The organism is Candidatus Clostridium helianthi, from assembly GCF_045310795.1.
In the GTDB taxonomy this organism is placed as follows: domain Bacteria; phylum Bacillota; class Clostridia; order Clostridiales; family Clostridiaceae; genus Clostridium; species Clostridium helianthi.
Genome location: NZ_JBJIAB010000021.1, coordinates 1 through 24,674, shown reverse-complemented (window position 1 = coordinate 24,674; position 24,674 = coordinate 1). Strand labels below are relative to the sequence as shown.

The 24,674-nt window shown below is 29.6% G+C and carries 21 protein-coding genes; 5 read left to right on the top strand and 16 right to left on the bottom strand.

The genetic code is table 11. The annotated features are described in order from the left end of the window. Positions 1-199: 199 nt before the first annotated feature. From ascB to ACJDTP_RS16010, 7 genes are all read right to left on the bottom strand, one after another. Positions 200-1,624, bottom strand: coding sequence for a 6-phospho-beta-glucosidase (gene ascB / locus ACJDTP_RS16040; protein ID WP_406761799.1), 1,425 nt, complete (start codon positions 1,622-1,624; stop codon positions 200-202). Next, on the bottom strand, positions 1,617-3,044 hold the full coding sequence (gene ascF / locus ACJDTP_RS16035; protein ID WP_105411926.1) for a PTS cellobiose/arbutin/salicin transporter subunit IIBC: 1,428 nt from the start codon (positions 3,042-3,044) through the stop codon (positions 1,617-1,619). Before ascF ends, ascB begins: the two co-directional genes overlap by 8 nt. A 311-nt stretch (positions 3,045-3,355) precedes the next feature. Further along, entirely contained in the window at positions 3,356-4,099 is a 744-nt protein-coding gene (locus ACJDTP_RS16030) for a MurR/RpiR family transcriptional regulator (protein ID WP_011968043.1), read from the bottom strand. A gap of 88 nt (positions 4,100-4,187) precedes the next feature. Continuing rightward, positions 4,188-4,472, bottom strand: coding sequence for a barstar family protein (locus ACJDTP_RS16025; RefSeq protein ID WP_017209407.1), 285 nt, complete (start codon positions 4,470-4,472; stop codon positions 4,188-4,190). Between the two features lie 22 nt (positions 4,473-4,494). Continuing rightward, positions 4,495-5,016 carry a ribonuclease domain-containing protein gene (locus ACJDTP_RS16020; RefSeq protein WP_039773196.1) on the bottom strand — a complete coding sequence of 174 codons (522 nt, stop codon included), beginning with the start codon at positions 5,014-5,016 and terminating at the stop codon, positions 4,495-4,497. 877 nt (positions 5,017-5,893) lie between these two features. Then, positions 5,894-7,096: an alpha/beta hydrolase family protein gene (locus ACJDTP_RS16015; protein WP_077855724.1), complete on the bottom strand. Its 1,203-nt coding sequence runs from the start codon at positions 7,094-7,096 to the stop codon at positions 5,894-5,896. 21 nt (positions 7,097-7,117) lie between these two features. Continuing rightward, complete coding sequence (locus ACJDTP_RS16010; protein ID WP_077855725.1) at positions 7,118-7,690, bottom strand: flavodoxin family protein; 573 nt, start codon at positions 7,688-7,690, stop codon at positions 7,118-7,120. A gap of 143 nt (positions 7,691-7,833) precedes the next feature. Here ACJDTP_RS16010 and ACJDTP_RS16005 point away from each other — a divergent pair, with 143 nt between their 5' ends. Beyond that, positions 7,834-8,346, top strand: coding sequence for a MarR family winged helix-turn-helix transcriptional regulator (locus tag ACJDTP_RS16005; RefSeq protein ID WP_017212771.1), 513 nt, complete (start codon positions 7,834-7,836; stop codon positions 8,344-8,346). Positions 8,347-8,874: 528 nt separating this feature from the next. On the opposite strand, the gene ACJDTP_RS16000 is transcribed toward ACJDTP_RS16005, so the two are convergent. From ACJDTP_RS16000 to ACJDTP_RS15980, 5 genes are all read right to left on the bottom strand, one after another. After that, entirely contained in the window at positions 8,875-9,723 is an 849-nt protein-coding gene (locus ACJDTP_RS16000) for a hypothetical protein (protein WP_406761798.1), read from the bottom strand. Continuing rightward, on the bottom strand, positions 9,720-11,414 hold the full coding sequence (locus ACJDTP_RS15995; RefSeq protein ID WP_077855729.1) for a hypothetical protein: 1,695 nt from the start codon (positions 11,412-11,414) through the stop codon (positions 9,720-9,722). Before ACJDTP_RS15995 ends, ACJDTP_RS16000 begins: the two co-directional genes overlap by 4 nt. 338 nt (positions 11,415-11,752) lie before the next feature. Beyond that, entirely contained in the window at positions 11,753-12,235 is a 483-nt protein-coding gene (gene tnpA, locus ACJDTP_RS15990; RefSeq protein WP_077855730.1) for an IS200/IS605 family transposase, read from the bottom strand. Between the two features lie 70 nt (positions 12,236-12,305). Next, complete coding sequence (locus ACJDTP_RS15985) at positions 12,306-12,584, bottom strand: hypothetical protein (protein WP_241426040.1); 279 nt, start codon at positions 12,582-12,584, stop codon at positions 12,306-12,308. Between the two features lie 271 nt (positions 12,585-12,855). Next, positions 12,856-15,717: an SIR2 family protein gene (locus ACJDTP_RS15980; RefSeq protein WP_077855731.1), complete on the bottom strand. Its 2,862-nt coding sequence runs from the start codon at positions 15,715-15,717 to the stop codon at positions 12,856-12,858. A 178-nt stretch (positions 15,718-15,895) separates the two neighbouring features. On the opposite strand from ACJDTP_RS15980, the gene ACJDTP_RS15975 reads away from it, so the two are divergent. Then, positions 15,896-16,081 (top strand): hypothetical protein, encoded by a 186-nt coding sequence (locus ACJDTP_RS15975; protein WP_077855732.1) that lies wholly within the window; start codon positions 15,896-15,898, stop codon positions 16,079-16,081. Then, positions 16,081-16,914 carry a hypothetical protein gene (locus tag ACJDTP_RS15970; RefSeq protein WP_077855733.1) on the top strand — a complete coding sequence of 278 codons (834 nt, stop codon included), beginning with the start codon at positions 16,081-16,083 and terminating at the stop codon, positions 16,912-16,914. Before ACJDTP_RS15975 ends, ACJDTP_RS15970 begins: the two co-directional genes overlap by 1 nt. Positions 16,915-17,101: 187 nt before the next feature. Here the strand turns inward: ACJDTP_RS15970 and ACJDTP_RS15965 are convergent, their stop codons facing one another. Further along, positions 17,102-18,016, bottom strand: a complete 915-nt coding sequence (locus ACJDTP_RS15965; protein WP_173715374.1) for a LysR family transcriptional regulator — start codon at positions 18,014-18,016, stop codon at positions 17,102-17,104. Between the two features lie 247 nt (positions 18,017-18,263). On the opposite strand from ACJDTP_RS15965, the gene ACJDTP_RS15960 reads away from it, so the two are divergent. Both ACJDTP_RS15960 and ACJDTP_RS15955 read left to right on the top strand, forming a co-directional pair. Continuing rightward, positions 18,264-19,253 (top strand): carbon-nitrogen hydrolase family protein, encoded by a 990-nt coding sequence (locus tag ACJDTP_RS15960; protein WP_207652014.1) that lies wholly within the window; start codon positions 18,264-18,266, stop codon positions 19,251-19,253. Between the two features lie 274 nt (positions 19,254-19,527). Next, a complete protein-coding gene (locus tag ACJDTP_RS15955; RefSeq protein WP_077855735.1) occupies positions 19,528-20,418 on the top strand; it encodes an AEC family transporter in 891 nt (296 codons plus the stop codon). Between the two features lie 307 nt (positions 20,419-20,725). On the opposite strand, the gene ACJDTP_RS15950 is transcribed toward ACJDTP_RS15955, so the two are convergent. From ACJDTP_RS15950 to licT, 3 genes are all read right to left on the bottom strand, one after another. Continuing rightward, positions 20,726-21,547 carry a PHP domain-containing protein gene (locus ACJDTP_RS15950; RefSeq protein ID WP_077868114.1) on the bottom strand — a complete coding sequence of 274 codons (822 nt, stop codon included), beginning with the start codon at positions 21,545-21,547 and terminating at the stop codon, positions 20,726-20,728. Between the two features lie 11 nt (positions 21,548-21,558). Beyond that, positions 21,559-23,409 (bottom strand): beta-glucoside-specific PTS transporter subunit IIABC, encoded by a 1,851-nt coding sequence (locus tag ACJDTP_RS15945; protein WP_077855737.1) that lies wholly within the window; start codon positions 23,407-23,409, stop codon positions 21,559-21,561. A gap of 112 nt (positions 23,410-23,521) precedes the next feature. Then, a complete protein-coding gene (gene licT / locus ACJDTP_RS15940) occupies positions 23,522-24,361 on the bottom strand; it encodes a BglG family transcription antiterminator LicT (protein WP_077855738.1) in 840 nt (279 codons plus the stop codon). Positions 24,362-24,674 lie beyond the last annotated feature (313 nt).

Genomic DNA, 24,674 nt, shown 5'->3' with positions numbered 1-24,674 from the left:
TATTTTTAATAAAATCCTGCGTCATTTAGATATAATTCACCTTTGCTAATTCTAAAATACTTTTCTATTACTACTTTTTAATATGTTTTTTATAGTGATGTCATTCTCTTAATATCTATAAACTAAAATAACCCAAGACAATACTAATAAATATTGTCTTGGGTTTTATAGTTACAACGCAGCGTAACCTTTAAATTTTTTATATTAAACATTCACCGTTTGTTTCTATTACTTTTTTATACCAATAAAAAGATTTCTTTCTTTTTCTCTCTAAAGTTCCAGTTCCATCATCTTGTTTATCTACATATACAAATCCATATCTTTTGCTCATCTCTCCAGTGGATGCTGAAACTAAATCTATACATCCCCAAGATGTATATCCTAATAGTTCAACTCCATCTTTCATAGCTTCTTTCATTTCCATGATATGCTGTCTAAGATAATCAATCCTGTAATCATCATTTATTGAGCCATCCTCTTCTATCGTATCTTTAGCACCTAGTCCATTTTCTACTATAAATAAAGGTTTTTCGTACCTATCATATAGCGTATTCATAGTTATTCTAAGTCCTAACGGATCAATTGCCCATCCCCATTCACTAACTTCTAAATGAGGATTTTTTATGGATTTAACAACATTAGCTTCGGTTTGATTTTCCATATCCTTAGATGCACATCTAGAAGCATAATAACTAAAAGATATAAAATCCACTGTATTTTTTAATATATCCAGATCATTTTCTTCCATTACAATACTAACTTCTTTTTCCGCAAATACCCTCTTTGAGTATGATGGATACTTACCTCTAGCTTGTACGTCTATGAAAAATAAATTTTCTCTATCCTTTGTATGAGCCATCCATACATCTCTTGGATCACATGAATACGGATAAAAATCTCCTCCTGCAAGCATACATCCAACTTTATTTTCTGGATTTTGTTCATGGGCTATTTTAGTTACTAAAGCACTTGCTACTAACATATGATGAGCTGCCTGATACTTAACCTGCTCTTTGTTTTCACCTTCTTTGAAATATATACCTGCTCCCGAAAAAGGACTATGTATCAATATATTTATTTCATTAAATGTCAGCCAGTATTTAACCAAACCATCAAATTCTTTAAAGCAGCATCTTGCATACTTTTCAAAAAATGATATCATTTTTCTGCTCTTCCATGATCCATATTTATTAACCAGTTCCATTGGAACATCAAAGTGACATAATGTCACTAATGGTTCCATATTATATTTTTTACATTCTAAAAATAAATCTTTATAAAATTTAATTCCTGCTTCATTAGGTTTACTATCATCTCCATTAGGGAAGATTCTTGTCCATGCGATTGAAGTTCTAAAAACTTTGAATCCCATTTCAGCCATCAGAGCAATATCTTCTTTATAATGATGATAAAAATCAATTGCCTCATGACTTGGATAAAATTCACTATCTTTCAAAGTCAAATCTTCTTCTAACCCTAATTTTACTTTCATTCTGTTTATTCCATGTGGTATAACATCTACAGTGCTTAAACCTTTTCCATCTTCTCTATACGCACCTTCAGCCTGATTTGCTGCAATGGCTCCCCCCCACAGAAATTCCTCTGGGAAACTGTATTTACTCATTGTCTGCCCCCATTATTTCAATATTATCTTCTGCTGGAATATCTTCAAATCCAAATATTAGAGTTAATACGAAAGATAATACGACTGCCAGTATCATTATTCCAATTATCCAAATAAGGCTTGATGGATTTTGTGGATCAAAAAACTGAACACTTGTGAATAAACCTGGTGCAGCCATAGATCTACTTGCAAGTCCTGCTATCCCTGCTACGGCACCACATACACCACCTGAAATTAATGATGCTATCAAAGGTCTTTTAAATCTTAATGCTACTCCATACAATGATGGTTCTGTGATTCCCGCAATGATTGCAGAAGAAGCTGCTGCAATTGCAGTTTGTCTTAACTCTTTATTTTTAGTTTTAAAAGCAACAGCTAAAGCTGCTCCTCCTAATGAAAGGTTCGCACCTATTTCTGAAGGCATTACCATTCCTTCCATTCCTGTTTCTGCTATAGTTGTTAATATAGTTGGAGTAAACACTCTATGCATACCAGTCATAACAAGTAATGGCCATAAAGCTCCCATTATTGCTACTGATACCCATCCTAATTTGCTGTGAACAAAATAAACTAAACCTGATATTGCTGTACCAATCCATATACCTAAAGGTCCTATAAGTCCAATTGCTATTGGAGCTGCAATCAATACTATAATCGCTGGTTTTAAGAAATTTTTAGTTACTTCTGGTGTTATCTTATCTACAAATCTTTCAATATATGATAATATCCAAGTCATACAAAGTGCTGGTATTACCGTATACGTATACTTAACAGATGCAATAGGAATAAACGCTAAAGTTACTTCCTTACCTTCTGATGCGCTTACCATTAGTTTCATAAAATCTGGATGTACCATAAGTCCTGCTATTGCAATAGCTAAATAAGTATTAGTTTTAAATTTCTTAGATGCTGATACTGCCACCATAATTGGAAGGAAATAAAACGCTGCATCTCCCATAGCATTTAGTAATGTATATGTAGTACTGTCTGCTGGTAGTACTTTTAACATAGATAACATCATTACTACTAACTTTACCATTGAACCACCAATAATTGCTGGTATCAATGGTGACATTGTACTTACTAATGCATCCAATATATTAGTTCCAACTTTTTTGATAGTTAGCTTTTCTTTTTTTATCCCTTTTGCAATGTCACTTTGATCTCCAAAGTTTCCTAATTTTAAAACTTCCTTATAAACATAAGATACATTATTTCCAATAATAACTTGATGTTGCCCACCTTGGTTCACATATCCCATTACTCCATTAATTTTTTTAATCTCATCTACATTTACTTTTGAGTCGTCCTTTAAACAAACTCTTAAACGAGTCATACAATGAGTTACACTTTCAATATTTGAGATACCGCCTAAATTTTTCGCAATCGTTTTCGCAATTAATGCATAATCCTTTGCCATTTTATTACCTCACTTATATTTATTATTTTCGAATAGCTATTGAATGTATCTTAATATTAATTGAAAAAGCTTATTCTGTCACTATGTAAACCATTATAAAAAACATGTCTGTTTTTTAATAATTTGTTATTGCAAAAAAACAAAATGTTTTTTTGCAATTAAAATCGAAATGTATTCTTGACATTTCATATATTTAAAAACTGTGATTAACAAACAAAAAAGTAATTAAAATAAGCTTTATCAACTTGAGTTAAAAACTTCAAATCAATAAAGCCCTATGTAAAATACTCTTATTTTTTGCGCATAGCTATTTACTCATCTTGTATAGATTCTTCTCGACGATTTTGTAGTTTCCTTCCAATTCTTTCTATTATACTGATTATTGGAATTTGAGTTGTAATATCATATATTCCTACTTTAACATATGGCACATAATATGGGATATTATAATCAGACATTTTTGCTATAGTGCAATTTTCAGTGTTAGTAATACTAACAATACAGCAATTATCTTTTTTAAATCTATTTATATGGCCTATAATATCTTTCGATTCTCCAGACACAGAACATACTATTACAACTGAATTTTCATAAAATTTACCTGTAGTCGGGTAATACGGATCATCAATGCATAAACTAAATTGTCCAACACTTGATAGATATCTTGCTCCATATCTTGCTATAATTCCTGACATGCTACTTCCTATAAAAATTGTTCTCTTTGCTTTTAATATAGCTTTTACAATTTCCTCTATCTTCTCATCATATTCTTCAGTATTTGTTTTCTTAAAAAAATCAATTATCTCTGTATTATCTTCACTTACTTTTTTAATTTCTTTTTCTTCTATAAATAATTTAAATTTTAGTTTAAACTCTGAATAACCACTACAACCTACTTTTTTGCAGAAATTTAATATGGTTGTAGTTGATACATGCGATTCAACTGCTAATTCCCTTATTTTCATATATCGGACCTTATCTTTATTATCCATAATATAATTATAAACAGAAATTTCTAAATCATTAAGACTTTTGATTTGACTATAACTGAACATATAATACTTCCTTCCATTGGACTATTGCCTACATTATATCAACTGATAACGTTTTTTTCAATCAAGATAAATATTAAGTTTGAGTCAATTAGAAGTTGGAAATAATTTTTATCTTAAGTTTTCCTCCAGTAAATTTTTCAGCTTCATTAAAAATTTCTAATGTATTTTCAGCATAATCACCTAATAAGTCTTTACTTTTTTGAAAGTCAACCCATTCAATTGTAACTGGCAATTGAACATCAGCAGTTAGACAATCCCAGAGTGCATCTAAGTTTTCACCGTAATGAGCAGGAAGCTTTAATTCCTGTTTTAAAATTTGGTGTAACATATTTTTATCCGTAAGCTTACTGCCTTGTATTACTACTTTATTCAAGCTATTCACATCCTTAAAAAAACTACTTTCCTTTATATAATAATTTGAATGTTTTATAATGATCTGAGGTAGAGTAAATTAATCCATCATTTGAATAAAGAATCCTATCATCCCCACGATGTCCTCCATTATAGTTAATATCGCATTCATGCCAAATTCTATTAGGCGCATCTGGTAGAGATTTTTCAGCATTCTTAAAAATATCTCCCCCTATGCTTTTACCAGGCGCTACTTTGCTAAGATCGTCTCCTGGCTTCCATCCAAGTTTATTAGCCTGCGCTTTTGTTATAAAATTTTCAGGCAAAGTTCCATTTTTATGTATATAATCTGCAACGCCTTGAAAATCATTAATAATTTTTTTATTCTTTGAATCCCCATCTTGGCTAGAATCTATCTTTTTATCTTCTGATTTTGTAGCTTCCACATTGTTATCCTGCTGCTTATTTGCAGCAGTTTTATTTGTTGCTGCACATCCAAATAAACCTATGAACATAAGTAAAAGTATAAAAACAGCAGAAATCTTCTGTATAAATATTTTTTTCATTTTTATAACCATTCCTTTCGCGCTTCGCTCAATGCACAAAATGCAATGAAATTTTATTGATTCTTGGCTTTGAGCGAATTTATTTTATATTCTTTATTCGTAGGGATAACAGCTAACTACAAATCATGTGAAGGCGAGTGGACTACACCTATTTAGAGGAATGAGCACTTTATCAAACCCATTTGTATCAGCCGTAAAAGGGAGTAATTCTGAATATTCTTTTTCCATGTGTATCTCCATCCCATAAATTCTTTTGTATCATTCTACTCTTTTTATTATATCTAATACTTCTTGTTTTTTCTATAATTTTACACATGAATAGTAGAATCTACTATTCATCTATGCATTCTGTAAATCATAGCATTTATATATAAATCCTCCCAAAATAAAATACCCCCTTTATAGAAACAGTTTTATTATTTTAACTGTCTACTATAAAGGGAGCATATCATAATTTCAGATTTTCGTGGGTTTCATGGTGGAGGCGAAGCGTGACCTTTAAAATCCACTAATAATTAGCACCATAAGGAACACTATCTTCATATAGTGTTCCAAGATCTACATCAGCCTCGTTCTCTCATTCCACTGTGTCAAAACTAACTCTCGCAGATTTGAATAAAGATAAATCTTTTAATTCTCTAAATATACCTCTTTCTAAATATTAGCTCATATCAAACAATCTTACCTCTCCATTTTCAAAAAAAAATAAGTGCTGTTATTTTTAAATGGATTAACTTCTCTTTAAGAATAACAACGCCAAATAATACTGCTATGAATGGATTGATATAAAAACCCATGCCGACCTCAAAGTACATGTCCAGAGTTACTGCCCATATATAAATACATATAACTATTTAACGAAGGCTAGAGAGACTTATTACTTTGCGGAAAGAATATCTTCTATCCAGCTGAAAATTCTCTCATTGCCAATAAGTTTTGCACCGCACTGACAGTGTGCTCCTGCACCTTCTTTGCCTGTAAAGAGCATATAATCCTTTCTGCAAGTGAGGGCATCATAAAGTGGCTTGGCCTGTGAATCAACAAGTCCGTCCTCATCAGTATCAACAACCAGTGTCGGGCATTTTATATTTTCTGCAATGCCTTTCATTAGATATTTTCCTGCAGCTATAACAAATTCTGCTGGCATGCTACATCCGAATACATACATGCCTTGAGATATCTTCCATCGGAATTCGGGACTTTTCTTCGTAATCTGATACAGCTTATTATTAAGAGTTTCAGGGTCTTTTTCAGCAATGGTGAGTATCTGTTCTCTTGTTAAACCAAGGCCATTTATTCCGCCTCCAAGGAAATCGTAGATTCCACTATTTGCTATACATGCAGCAAGACGATGTTCAAATGCTGCTGCTCTTGGTGCGAGGTATCCTCCAAAACTTTCACCCCATAGAACTATCTTTTCCGGGTCTATTGATTCATTCGCAAGGAGGTAATCTACAGCAGGGGTAACAATAGTTTCATAGTCAGCTCTGAAATATAAATGCTGCTTTTTAACAACTTCACCTTGTCCAGGACCTTCTATAGCAAGACAGTTCATTCCATGTTCAAGGGCTGTCATAGCTAGTCCATAAAATTCTTCCTTTGTACCGTCAAATCCTGTTAAAAGTATCAGAACTGGATTTGGCTCATTTGTATCATTTATCTGATAATAATGGGCAGGCAGAGTTGTACCTTCATAGGGTACCATAACAGACTTAATTACCGGATTATTAAGCTCCATAACCTTTGAAAAGCATTCTGTGCTTGCGTCAAATAGCTTTTCAATTTTTTCTGGATTTGGATTTTCATGAAGAAAAAATTCTGCAGTACGGTAATAGTTAGAAGCACGCAGATATGCCTTTTTGGCGCTTATTAAGTGACCTTCCGCCAAGGCTTTGTTGCCTATACCATGTAATCTTTCGGCAGTTTTAGCCCATTCATCACACCAACTGTCATAATCACCTTCTGTTATCCTATTGCTTGTAGAGACAACTTCTCCTATATCAGCTGCACAATAGGCTGTTTCACCGAGTAATCTTAGTACCTGGAAATCAAATTGTTCATCTTTAAATAATATACTCATAGTGTATTAACCTCCCTAAAATTACTTGCTCAAAATAGCACAGTTAAAGTCATTAAACATTTTTTCGGCAACTGCTTCTGCTCTTTTTTCAAAGTCAGGTTTTATGCTCCATTCTGCAACGTAATTCCCAACGACAGTAGTTTTGAATTTATCTCCTTCATTTATATCAAAAGCACGTCTAAACATTGTTTGAAGAAGATCTGTGTTGTTGGCTTCTTCACCTCCGCTAGTAACTAGTAGTGCTGAAAGTTTGCCTTTTAACAGATCCTTATTCATTAGACTAAAGTGCCTGTCCGTAAGTGGTTTAAGTTGAGCGCTCATACCATAGCAGAAAAGCGGTGTTGCATATATTAAAGCATCTGCAGCGAGCATTTTCTTAAATACCATGTCCCAATCATCCTTTTGAGGACATCCATGTTCTGAACTTTTATGTGTGCAGGCGTAACATTCTTTGCAGCCGTTAATATTTATATCTATGGCATTAATTCTCTCAATTTCATGGCCAGCTTTTCTCATCTGGTCTTCGAATAGTGACAATGTAAAATCAGTTTTTCCTTTTTTCTTTGGACTTCCCATAATAGTTATAAATTTCATTCCTATTCTCCTTAAAAATCTTTTTTAATTTTAGTCAACGCATTGTCTAAAATTAAGTATATACCTTAAAAATTTATTTGTCAACGCATTGTCTATATATGATATAATATTTTTATAAACTATATTAATCGGGAGGATTGAAATTGGATAACAAAGAATTGAACGAACTAAGGTATATAATGGATCAGACATATGCCAGTCTCATAGCGGTTTCAAACAAACTTCAGACTGCTGGGGACAGTTACAGCGGTGATCTAACAAGTAAGCAGCTGTTGACACTTTTAGCAATACTTCATATACCTGAAGGTGATGCTACAATCATAAATATAGCAGGTAAATTGGGTACCACTAAGCAGAATGCAACAAGGATTATAAAAAGCCTTGAAAAGAAAAACTATATATCAGTAGTGCCATCAGAAAAGGATAAAAGAGCTGTTAATGTAATGCTTACAGAAGCTGGCATCAATTCTGTTTCAAAAAATGCAAGGGACGTTAAGAAAAATTTTATGACTGATATATTTAATGATTTCAGTAAAGAAGAATTGGAAACACTATGGCAGCTTTTGAAAAAACTATATAGTTATGATGGTGTTCCAATGGATGGATTTGAAGAAAGAGTACAAATTCCGAATATTTCTGCTGAAATGTTGGAATAATTGAGCAAAAAACAGTATTATTTAGGTAAATTATGGTATCATGTGAAAACAAAATTTTTACAAAGGTTCCTGGCACCAACAAAGTGCGTCTATTTTGATTTCATATACTCTTTATGATAATAATTCTACATAACTGTAGCAATAGAATTTTATTAATAAAATATACAAGGCACTTTACGTAAATTGAACGTAGAGTGCCTTGTTTTGCTATATCGTTTTTTTAACTTCTGTCACTAAAGATAATTTGCCATGTTAATCTTTAATCCCTTTGATATTTTTCTATTTAAATTTTAACGAAGTATTCTAAATAATAAGATTGTTTTTCACTAACATTATTATCATGAGACCAAGCTCTAGCAGAAATCCCACTATATAAAAATCTGTTCTATATGTAAGCTACTCATAACAAAAAAACACGACCACTTGTAAGTAGCTATTTAAGCCACATACAAATGGTCGTGGGTTTTATGGTGGAGGCGAAGTGTGACCTTTAAAATCCACGCCTTCTGCTTCATTAGCGTATGTAAACTATCTATTAAATTCTTTTTTTACATCATTTCTACATTTTATCATAGAAATATCTTTAGGAATCACGCCTCTATCTGAATCAATTTTTGAATAAAACATATTCCAAATTGAAGCGAAATTTTTATTATCATCTTTGCTATCCCATAATGGTAACTTTGGCCACTCTGAAGCCCATCTCCTAACCATTAAATTAAATAATTCTGTATTCAAACTACTTACTAAAGCTGTACATATAACTGCACATTCTTGAAGTTCTTTATAAGATATCTTTACCTTTATTATTTTATTATTTGATTTTATTCCCAATTTAATTGCATTTTTACCTGCAATAATATTATTAGAATGAACTATGGCATGTCTTAATTCACATATTTTATCGAATTCTTCTAAAGCAGAATAAGCAAGCCCTGTTCTATCTATATTATATCCCAAAAATTTCTTGCATGTCTTTTGTATCGCTTCTCCGTCTGCGAATGAAATATTCTCAAAAGAACCTTTCTCTACATTACTACTTGAATGCCATAATACAGAACCTAAACTAATTGATTGTTTTGCAGATTCTGCCCTGCATATTGGACAAATGTGGATAGTTTCTGATAATATCTCTCTAAGATAATTTTCAGTACATGAAATTATCCCAATAAAAAGTAATGGTCCTATTACTGTATTCTCATCTAAATAACTGGGTTCTTTGGCAATACTCAATATATTTGTCACAGATCTATAAAATCTATCTATAGGAGATTTATCTAAAGCGTCACTTTCTATATTTTCAAAATACTCGTTAATATCTCTAATTTTTTGATTACCAATACTTTGATTGATTGAGTTACTCCAATTATTACTCATCCTATATATTCCTCTGCATATGAATAAATTTTCTCTGCCCAATAAGGACCAATTTGTGGGACTCCTCGTAATTCTCTATTATCATTGTCCATAAGTATGTCTTTAATTGTTCTTATTCTAGAATGTTTTTTTATTGATTGAACTCTTTTTGATGTTAATGGTAACTTATTTATATCATTAGAAACTAATTCTTCAAAAATAGACGCAGTTTTTAGTGCTGTTCCACATTCTCCACAAAATTTTGTATGTTCAGAAGCTCTTGGTGTTCCACATACTGGACATGGCGGAAGTGATAATGGAAATATACTCCTTATATCATCTGTACCAATTAGAACATTTGCTGTAGTTCTTTTAAATGAATGTGCATTTCTTTTTCTCAATGCAATAGATAAATCCATTGATTTAATTGCTTTTTTTCCCATAAATGCATTTCTTTCAAGTAAGGCAGAATAGTGTATATCATAACATTCAAATACTCCTTTTTCCCCCTTACTCAATTCTTTTTTATACATAACTAACCCTGCATATTGAAAAAATTCAATAACTTTTGATAATTCTGATGGTAATACTTTTTTTATTGCTATTGTAACCCCTTGTTCATCAATATTCCTTTCTTTATTATACTCTTTAATCTCTTCTACCATCTTTATAAATATCTGCTCTCCGCTTACAATGAATTTTTCATATATTGGTAACTTTTCTTTTAATGATAAAAATATATTCATTACTTGAGTATAGGTTTGACTTATAGCCTTCATTACTGTCTGCCTAGTAAATTTCACTTCAAATTCCTCTACTCCATCTACAGTCTTATCCTTATACAAACTACTAACCATATTCAGAACTGCCCTAGGAATTCCGAAACTTGAGTAGCAGATTATATATAGTAAATCTAATTGTTCACTTAATTTAGTATATATATACCTTGGTAGCCTTCGCTCCAATATTTGTAACATAAATTCAACATAATTATTCATTTCTGGTTTAATCCAAACATCAATCTCTTCTGCATCATGTCCTACATGAAAGGTAGACGAGTAATTAGTTATCCCTGGATATATTGCTGCTTTAGGTGAAATTATTCTGCTTTTTATTTGCCTAAAGAATTCAAAGAAATCATATTGTTGTTCTACAGAAAATGCATGTGCAGCATCATCTAACAGTAATACACAATGATTTCTATTAGTGCATGATAATATTTTTTTAATTTCCTCCTCTAACATAGAAATTGTTAAAATAATTTCCATGTTTATCTTCTCCATAAAACCTAATTCAATTTTATTAACAACATCATCAATTTGAGCTTTATTAAGCAACAAATCTTTTGGTGCTTCAACATTTATGTTTTCTAACGTTTTATATAACCCCTGATATATTTTAAATAATAACCATTGATTAAACCAATATGATGCATTAATATTTTTTCTATAAAGAGGCTCAATTTTTAAAGACGTTTTAAAATTCACATAAATAGCGAGTGTTGTGCATTTCTTTTGCGAACACAATTTATAATAAGTTTTTAGCATTAGCGTTGTTTTCCCACAACCTCTAGGGCCTGTAATTAATTTTGCTCCTCCTTGGGATAATTTTCTTACTATAACTTCTTCATCTGGATGTTCTATATTCCACTTCTTGAACAAATCTTCATTAATATATTCAGCTTGCTCAATAAATATATTTTCTTCACTCATTAATTTTTCCTCCCTAAAAGTATAGATAGTATTTCTACATACTTATACAATAAATTTTACCATATATTATATAGTTATATCCAAAATATATATTATTTTTATCCTAAAATTTTAACTAACCTTTATATAAAAGCTCTGACTGTATCTTTCATATAAATCATATCTGCTAATTTCACTTATAACCTTAACTCCTTGACTATTTTTGAGCAAAGAGTCAGGACCACCAGTAAAACTGGTGGCTTGCTCTGCGCCTATAAGGCTTTGTTACTGGCTGTGCTACTCGCACATCGAACGGTTTGCCAACCGCATATCTTTACTAGCTGCACCTAAAAGGTGCTTTATTTTTTGCTGTTATTTACTGGCTCACCCGTAAACGGGTCAATATATTCCTTCAAACTCAATTGTTCATATGCTATGTCTTCTTGTATCTGATTTTTTATATACTCTTCTATTATCTTCTTATTTCTACCTACAGTATCAACGTAGTATCCTCTGCACCAAAATTGCCTATTGCCATACTTATATTTCAAATTTGCATATTTATCAAAAATCATCAGCGAACTCTTACCTTTGAGATATCCCACAAATGCTGAAATACTCAATTTAGGTGGTATACTTACAAGCATATGGATATGATCTTTACACGCATTTGCTTCTATAATTTCTACTCCTTTGTGATCACATAGTTTCCTTAGTATTACTCCAATATCTGCTTTTATCTTTCCATATATTATTTGTCTCCTAAACTTTGGTGCAAAAACTATGTGGTATTTGCAATTCCATTTAGTGTGTGCTAAACTGCTATTGTCCCTTTCGAACACACCTCCTATGTATTTTAGTTGTGGTCGGCAACTATCTTATATTGGAGGTATTATTTTTTTCTACTCATAGCTAGAAGCTTTCCGGAACCACCGGTCTAACCGGTGGTATTCTAAATACAAAAAGACACATTGAAGATAACTTCAATGTGTCTTTATATACTATGACTTCTTTTACAAAGTCTCTTATGAACTTTTTGCACTCTGGAACATTCTTGCTAATTACATAGCTGCTAAAATTGCTTAACAGACTTTTTACATCTGCTTCTGTTACTATTTGACTAATATCCTTAGCTTCAATTTCTGATAACTTAGATTCTAATTCAATCTTCCTCTTCTTAAGCTCATCCATTTTAGCTTTAAACTCTTCTTGAACAAATCCATTTGTTATAGCAGTTACTATATTACTAATTTGACCTTCAACTTCATCTATTTGTTTTTGAAGGTTCTTATTAATTTTTTTCTGTATTGTAGATTTTTAAATTTTTGTGAGTTTGATTATAGCGCCACCCCGTGACAATAAAAAAACACGACCACCTGTAAGCAGCTATTCAAGCCACATACAAATAGTCGTGGGTTTCATGGTGGAGGCGAAGCGTGACCTTTGAAATCCACTATAATACTTATTCAAAATACTTATAATATAATCTAGTTTGCTCTTCATTTGCAAACCCGTTGTCTATATTATATTTTAATTTTTTATTCATAACATCTTTAGCCTTATCTATTATTATTTTTAAATACTTCTCATCTCTCATAACATTCATCCAATTTAAGTTATCTAATGCTATTTTTTTATAATCAAACTTACTTGGATTTATAATGAAATACAATACATCATTATATTCAATATATTTTTCAAATTTAAATATATTTACACCTTTATCCAATAAAAATAGCACTATAATATATTCTAATAGACTTGTCAATGAATCTGGAAAAGTTCTAACTCCTGGATTTTTAATTCTACTAGATGCATGTAACTCTACTTCCGATAAAATTTTACTCTCTATAATTTCATTATATTCAATTACATTATCAAAAATAAAATGTATAACTGTATTTATATTAATATTATCCATACTACTTAATATATTCTTACTTATCTTTCCTCTTTGTTCATTAGAAAGTAACTTACTCAATCCTGATATATATTTAATATTATTATCTTCTATTATCTTATCTATCTTTCTCTTATATAAATCATATGAAAAAGTATTAACGCTATTTAAAAAACTAAATATAGCTCCTGTTTTACCCTGTCCGTCCAATTGTTTATATACTTCCTCAGTAAACAATTCATTAATAACTATTTCAAAAGAATTAGTATTTATTTTCTCACTGTTTCTATTAATAATACAACTTAAATCTTCATTTATTTCAATAAAAATATATGAATGTAAATTTTCATCTCTATTTATTAGTACATCTTCAAGTATTCTTAGAACTCTATTTATATCCATTTTTCTTAAATTAATTACTGTTAATAATAATACGAATTTCTTTAAATATTCTATATTAAATCTATTAGGTTTCAATTTAATATATTGACATAAATTTTTTAGTATTTCTACAATATTAATATTAGCCTCATACTCTATTTCCTTTACCTCATATTTACTTAGTATTTCTTTTATCTTTTTATAGCTTGAATGCTTAATTATAATATCCAAATCAAATCTATTAAAGATATAACTATCATATTTATTATCATCTGGAAATACAGTGTTTGTTCTAGTTCTCTGAGTTTTTGGTGAATAAGTACTTATTGTTGCTTCTATATATGGTTCAAAGAATTTCTCCATATTATTAAAATAATCTAGGTATACTCCATTTTCCCTTATATAAAAATAATAGTCATATACTATAGACATCATCTTATATAAATCGTACCTAACATCACCAAGTTGTACTGAATTATCTAACTTTAAATATTTTCTTATATGATCCTCTTTTAATCTAGATAGTTTCAATATCTGATCTTTATTATTATTAAATATATCATTTAAGTAATTTAATTCGCACATAGTTTCTTTCGCAATATTTTCATATATATACCTAAAATCACCGTAATTACCTTTATCATCAAAAAATATCAACTGATTTATTAACCCTAGATTAAATTTAAATAATAATAAATCATATATGTCATTATTTAAAACATTTTCTTTTAATTCTTCTAAACATTCCCTTGCCTTTTCAAACTCTTGTATTTTGAATAAATAAAAAGCTTTTGTATTTTTATTATTTAATGAGCTAATTTTTTTATCAATCTCTATATAATTACATTTAATCTCCAATTCACTTAACTCAGTAAATTCATCCACTACCTCATTGTAATTATCTAACAAATTATAATTTTCTCGTTTATTATTAATTTGAATACTAACATAACTAATACCTGCTTTAATCAATATCCATTTAACGAATTTCTCTTTTTCACTTTTTTCATAAATAATATCTTTTATAACAAGATATTCCTTTTCATCAATATGAGAAAAAAACAACGTATTTCCGCCAATTAATTCTGCATACTTAAACCTATATACTCCAAAGATGTCTTGTATAGAAATCCGTTTAAGTTTTTCATGCTTAATCCAGGAATAATATAGTTTATCTACTATATTGTTAGGATAATCATTTATATACTTTAATGTTCCATATAATCTTTGACCAAATTCATTTGATAAATTATTTGAAACATTATCAAAATATTCTTTATCTATTTCTTTTGGATTAATAATAAAAATATTATTTTTTTCATAGTAATCCTCTATGAATCCACTATATGCTTCACTAACCTCTTGTATAATAAAACTTTTAGGTCTATCATTTATATCCGTATAACCTTTCGCTAAATAATTTACCCAACTTATTATTTGTTTTAAATTATAATCATTCAATGAGTAACCAATAAATAAAAATGTATTGCTAACTAACAATGATTTAATATAGGTTTCAATTAAAATATGATTTTGAGAATAATTTAAGTAATCATTTTCTTTAAGAACTATATTATCTAAATCCTTTATATCACCATGCATCTTAATAATATATTTACTTTTTTTAGAATCTAATAAATCTTTATCTTTAGTTATAACATCAAATAACATTCTTTGTTCTATAACTGTATATTCCAATAATCTATCATAATTTGTTGTTATTATATGTTTAGGATTTAACTTAAAAATTAACTCATGAATATCATTAGGTTGTCGTTCTACATCTAACTCTTCTTTAATTACATTTTTATATTCTTCATTTCCATTAATATTATAATAATATTGTGGAATTTTTAAATACTCATCAGAAGATAAATTTTTTCCTTCACTAATCGGATAGTTTAGTTTATTAACAAACACTTTAATTAATTGCTCCCAATCCGGCAAGTTAGAATTTTTTGAAATACCCGCGCCTACAAATATTATTAGCTTATCTTCATCCATAGCCTTCTTAATATACCTTACTTTTTCATCTAAATTCAAAATACCACTCCTAAATATCAAACTTACATTTAACTACCTTTAATTAAAAATATATATTATAACCATTATACCATTTTATTACATTACATTGTTTTAATACTTTCAACCTTTTCTTGTATTTTATTGTATATTCCTTATGCTATAATATTTATATAATAAGGAAAAGGAAGTGTTTATAATGTCTTTATCTGATTTTTTTACCCCCTCTACAACTATTGGTGCATTAATTATAGGAATTATTGCAGGTCTGATAAGTGGTATAATTGTAGGTTTCTTTACTGGTAAAGCTACTACTATTAACAAATTTAAAACAAAAGGCGATAATAGTCCTATAATAAATAACTCTTCTTTGGGAGGAAAGTAATGTCAGATAAAAATATTACAAAAGGTGATTATAGTCCAATTATAACAGACTCAACTTTTACCTTCGATATGAAATTAAAGCATAAAAGCGTAATGGAAAGAAAAGAAAAAATATATATTCCACTTATTGAAGACCTTAATAAATCATTTATATTTTCAAATAGAGATTTATTTAGTAAACTAGAATTTCCATTTTTAAAAGAAGTTCTAGACAAGCAATACCTGTATAGACTTGACGATGAATTATTTAATGAGTTTAAAACTTTCTATAATCTAGTTCATAAATTTAATAAACTAGATTTAACTTATATTGCTTCAAATCTTATAGAGAGTTCATTTCATGAGGGTTTTTATAGGCTATATGGCAAAATAATAGACGGTAGAATGCCAATTTATGATAATGAAGATAACTTTGTAGATTGGGAAGACGTGGAACCAGAGGAATTTGATAATATAAGACTTATTAGCTCTGATAATAAAGGAATAATAGAATTGATAAATCATCAGTATGATTACGACTATTCATTTGATGGTTTTGGGTATGATTATGAAAGTCAACTTAATATAAATCCATATCTTTCTCGCTTTTATGAATTTGCATTAGCAAAAAGAAATAAAAAAAATAGCCCCGAGAGAAAACCGCTAATTGATTGGAATGGAAGTCCTGAAAATTATATTGCATATAATTATGATTTTTACAGCAATTTCTATTCTGATGGCAAAGTAGAAGAAAAAGAACACATACTCTTAGAAATAAAAGAATATAGAGTAACTCTGTTAAATAAGTTAGATAATATATTAAAATACATATTTGTAACCTATGAAAAAGAGTAAAATAAACAAACGTGATTACACTATCTATATAAAAAAGGTGCCAGAATCTTAATTCCAACACCTTTACTAAATAAATTGTATAACTATAACTTTGAGGCAATCAAAAAATAGTTGAAACTCATCCAAAGTTTTTATTTACCTTTATAAATGAAAACCATTTTTAGTATATTGTTATAAAGTAACTTCTTTATATAAACCACTTAAAAAGAACATCTCGATTATTTTTTAACCATTCCAATGTAAATTCTTCAAAACACTGTGCTTCTTTACTTAACTTCTTCTCTATTTTCTTTACTAAATACACATCTTTTACGCAAGTTTTATCTGCAAAGGGGCGTATTACTGTATCATCATTTTTAACTGCATATGCAATAAAGTCTAGAGATACTCCAACTCCCCAATCTCTTCTCGCTACTTCATGGATAAGTTTTTCTTCCGAAGTCTCTAAAAGTATATTAGGATTAACCCCTTCTTTTATAAATCTATTAATATTATTAGAATATATATTAAATTCCCTGCCTTTGATAGCTAAAGGAATTCCTTTCAAATCCTCATAAGTAATAAAATCTTTTTGTGCTAAAGTATTACTCTTGTGAATGATAAGGCAATGTCTGTGAGTAGTACAAAACTTAGCTTCAAAATTTGTATTATCAATAGGTGCTGGTAAGAAAGCTATTTCAATCTGTTCTTCCTTAAGCATATTTTCAATTGGACGTTCCGGATATTCCACAATGTTTAAACGAATATTGGGATATTTAGCATAAAAATCTTGAACAAAATCAAGTGTGAGATATTTTAGTACACCATAAGTGGATAAAACACGAAGTACTGTTGTCATTTCTTCTTTCTCCACTAATATATCATTCTTAATATTTTCAAATTCTGTAACAATAATTTCAGCTCTTCGTTTTAATTTACGCGCATGTATTGTTGGTTCAACACCATGAGCTGTTCGTGTAAATAATTTTACTTCTAATTCAGTTTCAATATTCTTTATAGTTTTGCTTAATCCCTGAGAAGAAATAAAAAGATTTTCAGCTGCCTTCTTTATGCTTTTATATTCATAAACTTTTAAAAAATAGTTCAATTCTCGCTTATTCAAGTTAATCCCCCCCCTTTTCATTGTACAACAATGAATATATTATTTCCAAACACAAATCAACTTTTTAGTTTATCTCCTTCAACTTTCTTTTGCTTGAGTTTTTTCTTACTAGATCTTATAATTTAATCAAACAAAGGCGTTTGGTAATAATCCGGACGCCTTTTTTATTTTATATTCAATATACTGAAACTGTTATATAAATTTAAGAAAGAAAGAGGTTTTAAAATATGGTAAGAAATTATCCTAAATTCAAAGTGGCTGCGCAGTTCAAGCAGCACCAGTTTATCTTGATTTAGATGCTACAATTGAAAAAACTTGTTCAATAATTACTGAGGCTGCAGAAAATGGAGCTAAATTAATTGGATTTCCTGAAGCTTTTATACCTGGATACCCTTGGTGGGTATGGCTAAGTGATCCAGGTACTGGATCATCTTTATATGCAGAACTTTACAAAAACTCCGTTGAAATTCCTAGCATAGCTGTACAAAAATTGAGCGAAACAGCTAGAAAAAATAATATTTATGTTTGTGTTTCCGTTAATGAATTAGATGGTGGTTCCTTATATCTCACACAACTTTGGTTTAATCCACAAGGGGATTTAATTGGAAAACATCGTAAGATGAGACCATCCGGAGGAGAGAGACTTATTTGGGGCGAAGGTGACGGAAGTATGATGCCTTGCTTCAAAACAGAGATTGGAAATTTAGGTGGATTACAATGTTGGGAACATTGGGTACCACTAAACATTATGGCAATGAATTCACAAAATGAGCAAGTTCATGTTGGTTCTTGGCCAGCATTTTTCCCTGGAGATGAAGCTTTGGTTTCAACACCTCCAAATTTAGCATCAAGTCAATATCATGCATTAGCTACACAATCATTTGTTATTATGAGTACTCAGATTCATACTAAGGAAATCCTTGAAAAAATCTGTACTGTTGATGCACAAAGGGAAGCCTATGGTAGTTTAGTTGCTACTGGCGGCGGAAATGCATGTATTATAGGACCTAACGGAAAGATTATAAGTAATCAACTTCCAGCAGATCAAGAAGGTATTGTTTATGCCGATATAGACTTGGAGAAGATCATAGAATGTAAATATCAAATTGATCCAGCAGGACATTACTCTAACAAAAGTCTTAGCATGAATTTTAATCAAAATCCACAACCTCCTGTTAAAAAATTAGGATCCAGCACCGACGAAATTATAACTTATGAAGAACTTAAAAAGATTTAACTACACTACTTAATTTTTAAGCCAAGTATGGACAAACCATCAATTTTTATCACATTAAATCTTGATACATATAGAGTGGATAAGTCCATAGTAACAAATCAACTATTTAGTTGAACCTCATTAACTTTTTTCTGTTTGGTTTTTTCTTATATATATTTTATAATTTAATCAAATAAAAGCGTTTGGCAATAATCCGAATGCCTTTTATTTTATGATAAACACTATATAGAAACGAATATTTATGCACAAAATTTAGAAAGGAAAGACTTTAATTATGATTATTTCCCAAATGATATTGTTATTTGGACTCATGGCAGTAGGCTATTTAGCAAAGATCACAAAAATTATGGATAATATAAGTGATAAATATTTTTCAAAGTTTATTACAAATATTGCAATTCCAGCTACAATCCTCAGTTCTGCTATTGGACAAAATATCGGAGACAAAATGAGTACTTTTAAAGTACTATTAGTTGCTATATCAATATTTCTAGCAACTCCATTTATAAGTATTCTTATAGTAAAAATTTTAAAGTTAGAAAGAACTTATGAATTAATGTTAAATTACAGTAATCTAGGTTTCATGGGAATTCCTATTATCTCAAGTATATATGGCAATAAGTATGTATTGTATGTATCAATTTTCATGATGGTATTTAATATTAGTTTATTTTCACATGGAGTTTCTATTTTACAAAAGGAGAATAACTCAAGTAAAGTTCAATTAAAAAATCTACTTAATCCAGGTATTATTTCAGCTCTGGCCACATTATTAATTTTTATATTTGAAATACCTATGAATGAATTTATTACCATTATATTGAAAAATATAGGATCTATTACTACTCCATTAGCTATGATAATAATAGGTTCTATCTTAGCTAGTGTAAAAATTACTAGCATTTTCACAGATAAAAAGATTTATATTTATACTATTCTAAAAATTTTAGTGTATCCTTTATTAACATGGATAATATTACATAATTTCGTAAATGACCCAGTAATAATAGGTGTTACAGTAATTTTATGTGGACTACCTACTGCCGGAAATGTATCAATGCTTTGTTCAGACTATAATGGTAACGTTGAATTGGTAACTAAAGGAATGTTTCTCTCCACAATATTCTCTTTTGTAACCATTCCATTATTAATGCTCATTTTTTAAAAATATAAAATAAATACAATTGATTCTTCTAACAATGCTATAAGATGTCTATATTTTTAAACATTATATAGATGTAATCTTCTTGTTAACTACTTCTTTACTAAACTTTTATCAGCTAATAAACTACAGCTTCGCTATGAATTACACAAATTAAAATAACCCACGACAAATTGTCGTGGGTTTCATGGTGGAGGCGAAGCGTGACCTTTGAAATCCACCAAAAACCGTATCATATTTTAATTCAAAATAGATTACATATCAACAACGCTTGTGCTCATTACCTATAATCCATAGAAATAATTAAAAATTATCTTGATCTATGCTTTAATTCTTCATACTGTTGCTTAGTTAAACCAAATTGACCAAATTCAATAAAATTAGGATCATGAAAATCACTGCCACCACTTTTAACTAAATTATGTTTAGTTGCTAAGTCTAATGTTTTTTGATAATCAATCATCTTCATCTTTGAATGGTTAATTTCAATTCCTTGTAATCCATATTCAACATATTTTTCAATCTCAGCATAATTATTATATTCGCAAGGATGAGCAATTATTGCAATTCCACCATCTTGTTTTATTGCTTTAATACCTTCCATAACTGAAATATAGCCCATCTTTGAATCAGTTTCTTTGGATGTCTTTGAGGCAAAAAGCTCACGATATCTTTCCTTAGTCATCTCATGGGGATATTTCTCTTTTAAAGCTTGAAAAATATTCATTTTAAAGACAATACTATATTTAGAATATTTTTTAGCATCTTCATAGGTAATCTTATATCCCTTTTGTATTAGTTCATTAATTAAATCTCGATGACAATTATCTCGGCATCGTAAAGTTTCATCACATAGTTTTTTAATATGTGGTGTATCTTCGTTAAGCCATAAACCAATAATATGGACTTTTTTTAATACTTCATAATCATAGCAGCTCATTTCAACTCCCTTAATTACATCTATATTTAATCTATTTCCACACTTCTTGATTTCATCAAATTGATCAACTGTATCATGATCCGTAATCGCCAATGCTTGAATTCCTTTCTCTTTTGCCATTGCAATGACCTGAGCAATTTCGCAAATACCATCACTATGATTTGTGTGTACATGTAAATCAGCATATATCATTTTGGACCTCCCTAAATAACTGTCAATATGACATCTTCTTTGTCAACTATACTTTTATCAGTTTGTACTACTTCCATATAGTCATTACTATTAGTGACAATTATCATTGTTGTTAAATCATAGCCAGCCTCGTGTATTTTATCAATATCAAATTCCAATAACAAATCACCTTTCTTAACTGTTTGACCTTGAGAAATCATTAATTTGAAGTATTTTCCTTCTAAAGATACAGTATCTATACCTACATGAATTAATAATTCAATATCATTTATTGTTATTCCAATAGCATGACCAGTATGAAAACAAGCACTAATTATTCCATCACCTGGAGAATATACTTTACCTTCACTAGGAATAATAGCAATTCCAGCACCCATTATACCACTAGAAAAAGTTTCATCGGCAACATTTTCTAAAGAAACAATTTTCCCTTTTACTGGTGCTAATATATTTTCATAATTACTTTTATTTAGAATTTCTTTATGTTCCACTTCTTTAATATCTTTAACTGGATCATCAAATCCAATAATCAATGTAGCAATAAATGTTACTACTGTAGAGATTATCATGGTAATAATAGCATATACTAGATCCTTGCTACCTTCAGATACCCACATTGGTAAGCTTAATAACCCTGGTGTTACATAAATATAAGCTTTTAATTGAACTATTCCAGCAAATAATCCTCCAGCAGCACCACCGATCATACATGCATACATTGGCTTTTTAAGCTTAAGAGTAACACCGTACATTGCTGGTTCAGTAATTCCTCCCAAAAATGCTGTAACACTTGATGAAAAAGCTATCTGCTTAAGTTCTCTATCTTTTGTTTTTAGCGATACTGCTAGTGATGCTGAAGCCTGAGAAATATTAGAACATAATGCAATAACACGTGTAACAGGATCAAAACCATTTTGTTCAATTAACATAACACAAATTGGACTTAAAGCTTTATGCATGCCTATTGATACTAGCCATGGATATACAGCTGCTAAAATTGGAATTGCAACAAATCCAAAATGTTGTTGGACAAATAATATAATATCTGCAACCCATTGTGCAACAAAATTACCTACTGGTCCAATTACAATAAATGCTAATGGTGCAGTAATTAACATAACTAATAATGGTGCCATAAAAACTTTAATCATATCTGGAACATATTTATAAACATATTTTTCAACATAAGACATTATCCACACTGTTAAAATAGCAGTTACCAATTGTGAAGAATACTTGACCAACGCTAACGGTATTCCTAAAAAATATACTGCTTTTCCTGCTGATACTAATGAAATCCATTCTGGATGAAGCATTGATAAACAGATAAATCCTGCTAAATATTGATTACAATTGAACATTCTTGCTGCAGAAAAACCTACAAATGCTGGCATAAAATAAAAACCAGTATCAAAAATAAAATTCAACACATAGTACGTTTGACTTGATTTACTTAAGATTCCCAACATACTTAAAATTAAAAGTAATACTTTTCCCATTCCAGCTCCTGCTAGTAATGGAATCATTGGTGCAATTGAACCCGTAATTATTGCTAACATTCTATTAACAATATTTTCTTTATTATTATTATCTTTACACTTTTCATTTGATGAATCAAATTTAGTAAATTTCATAATTTCCTTATAAACTTTATCAACATCATTTCCTATTACTAGCTGGTATTGACCGCCCTTTTTTACTAAAGACAACACACCTTTAATATCCTTAACTTTTTCGTCATCAGCCTTTGACTGATCATTAAGCGTAAATCTCAATCTTGTTGAGCAATGGACTACAGATGCAATATTATTTTCCCCACCAATCGCTTTTAGAATTTCACTAGACATCTTTTCATAATTCATTTTAATTTCCTCCATTTCATATTTTATAAAATGAAAGTTTAGCCAACTTAATGTTACTATCTAACACAAAAAATTTATATTATTATAATCACCTCCTTTAATAACTAACAAATTACTTACCCTTTATTAATTTTGCAATATGAATTGTAAGATATAAAATTTCATCATCATCCAGATAATAATAATATTTGTCTTCTATAAACTGCTTTATCTTCAAGCTACATAAATATTGTTCCACGTATTTTTCCTTCAAAAGCTCTAGTATATTATTATTAAGATTATCTTTATTATTAAGTTTTTTTGAAAAAACTCGATGTCCAAAAAATTTCAAATGAGTGACAAATCGATAATAATCAAGTGATTCGGTATCAAAATCATATTTGAAATAATACTTTACAATATTCACTATATTTTGAATAAATCCAGTTATTTCATATATATCTTGAATATCATTGCTAATTTCAGCACTGACAATATGTAATGCAATAAACCCTGCCTCGTCTTCCTCCATCTTTAAATTATAATTTTTTTCAATTAGGGTAATCCCGTATAAGCCAATCTCATATTCATTTTTATAGAAATGTTTAATTTCCCATAATAGTTTATTATTTATTATAATTCCTTCTTTATAACGTTCAATACTAGTATTAATATGATCCAACAAAGAGATGTACAAAGAATCATCTAACTTAGTAGATAATTTTTGTTTAGCATGTTCAACAATTCCATCGCAAATTTCAATGTATTCTACAGGAATACTGCTTAATGCCTCAACCAAACGATTGGGATACTCTATTGAACTCAAAATAAACTTTTTAGTAATTTTCTTTGGATCAACAATATCACCATTTTTCCTACCATAGGCAATTCCTTTCCCCATAACAATTACTTCTTTCCCATTAACATCATTCGTTATCACAGCATTATTATTCAAAACTTTATTTATTAACACTAAAATACCCCCTTGAAAATAAATAAAACCTATTTGCAGATATAACAAAATATCTGTAAATAGGTTTTGTGTAGCAAGCTAAGTGCTATTACAATCCATCTCTTACATGTACATTTTATAACATTCTGTTGATGTTTGTCAACGCTTACAGAAATTATTTTATAATCATTTTTGTATAATAAATTCTAATCTATACTTATAAAATAAATAATCCACGACATTTGTCGTGGATTTTATGGTGGAGGCGAACCGTACACAATATCGCTCACAACAAATATATCAAGTTATAGACATAATATAGATTAATAATAAT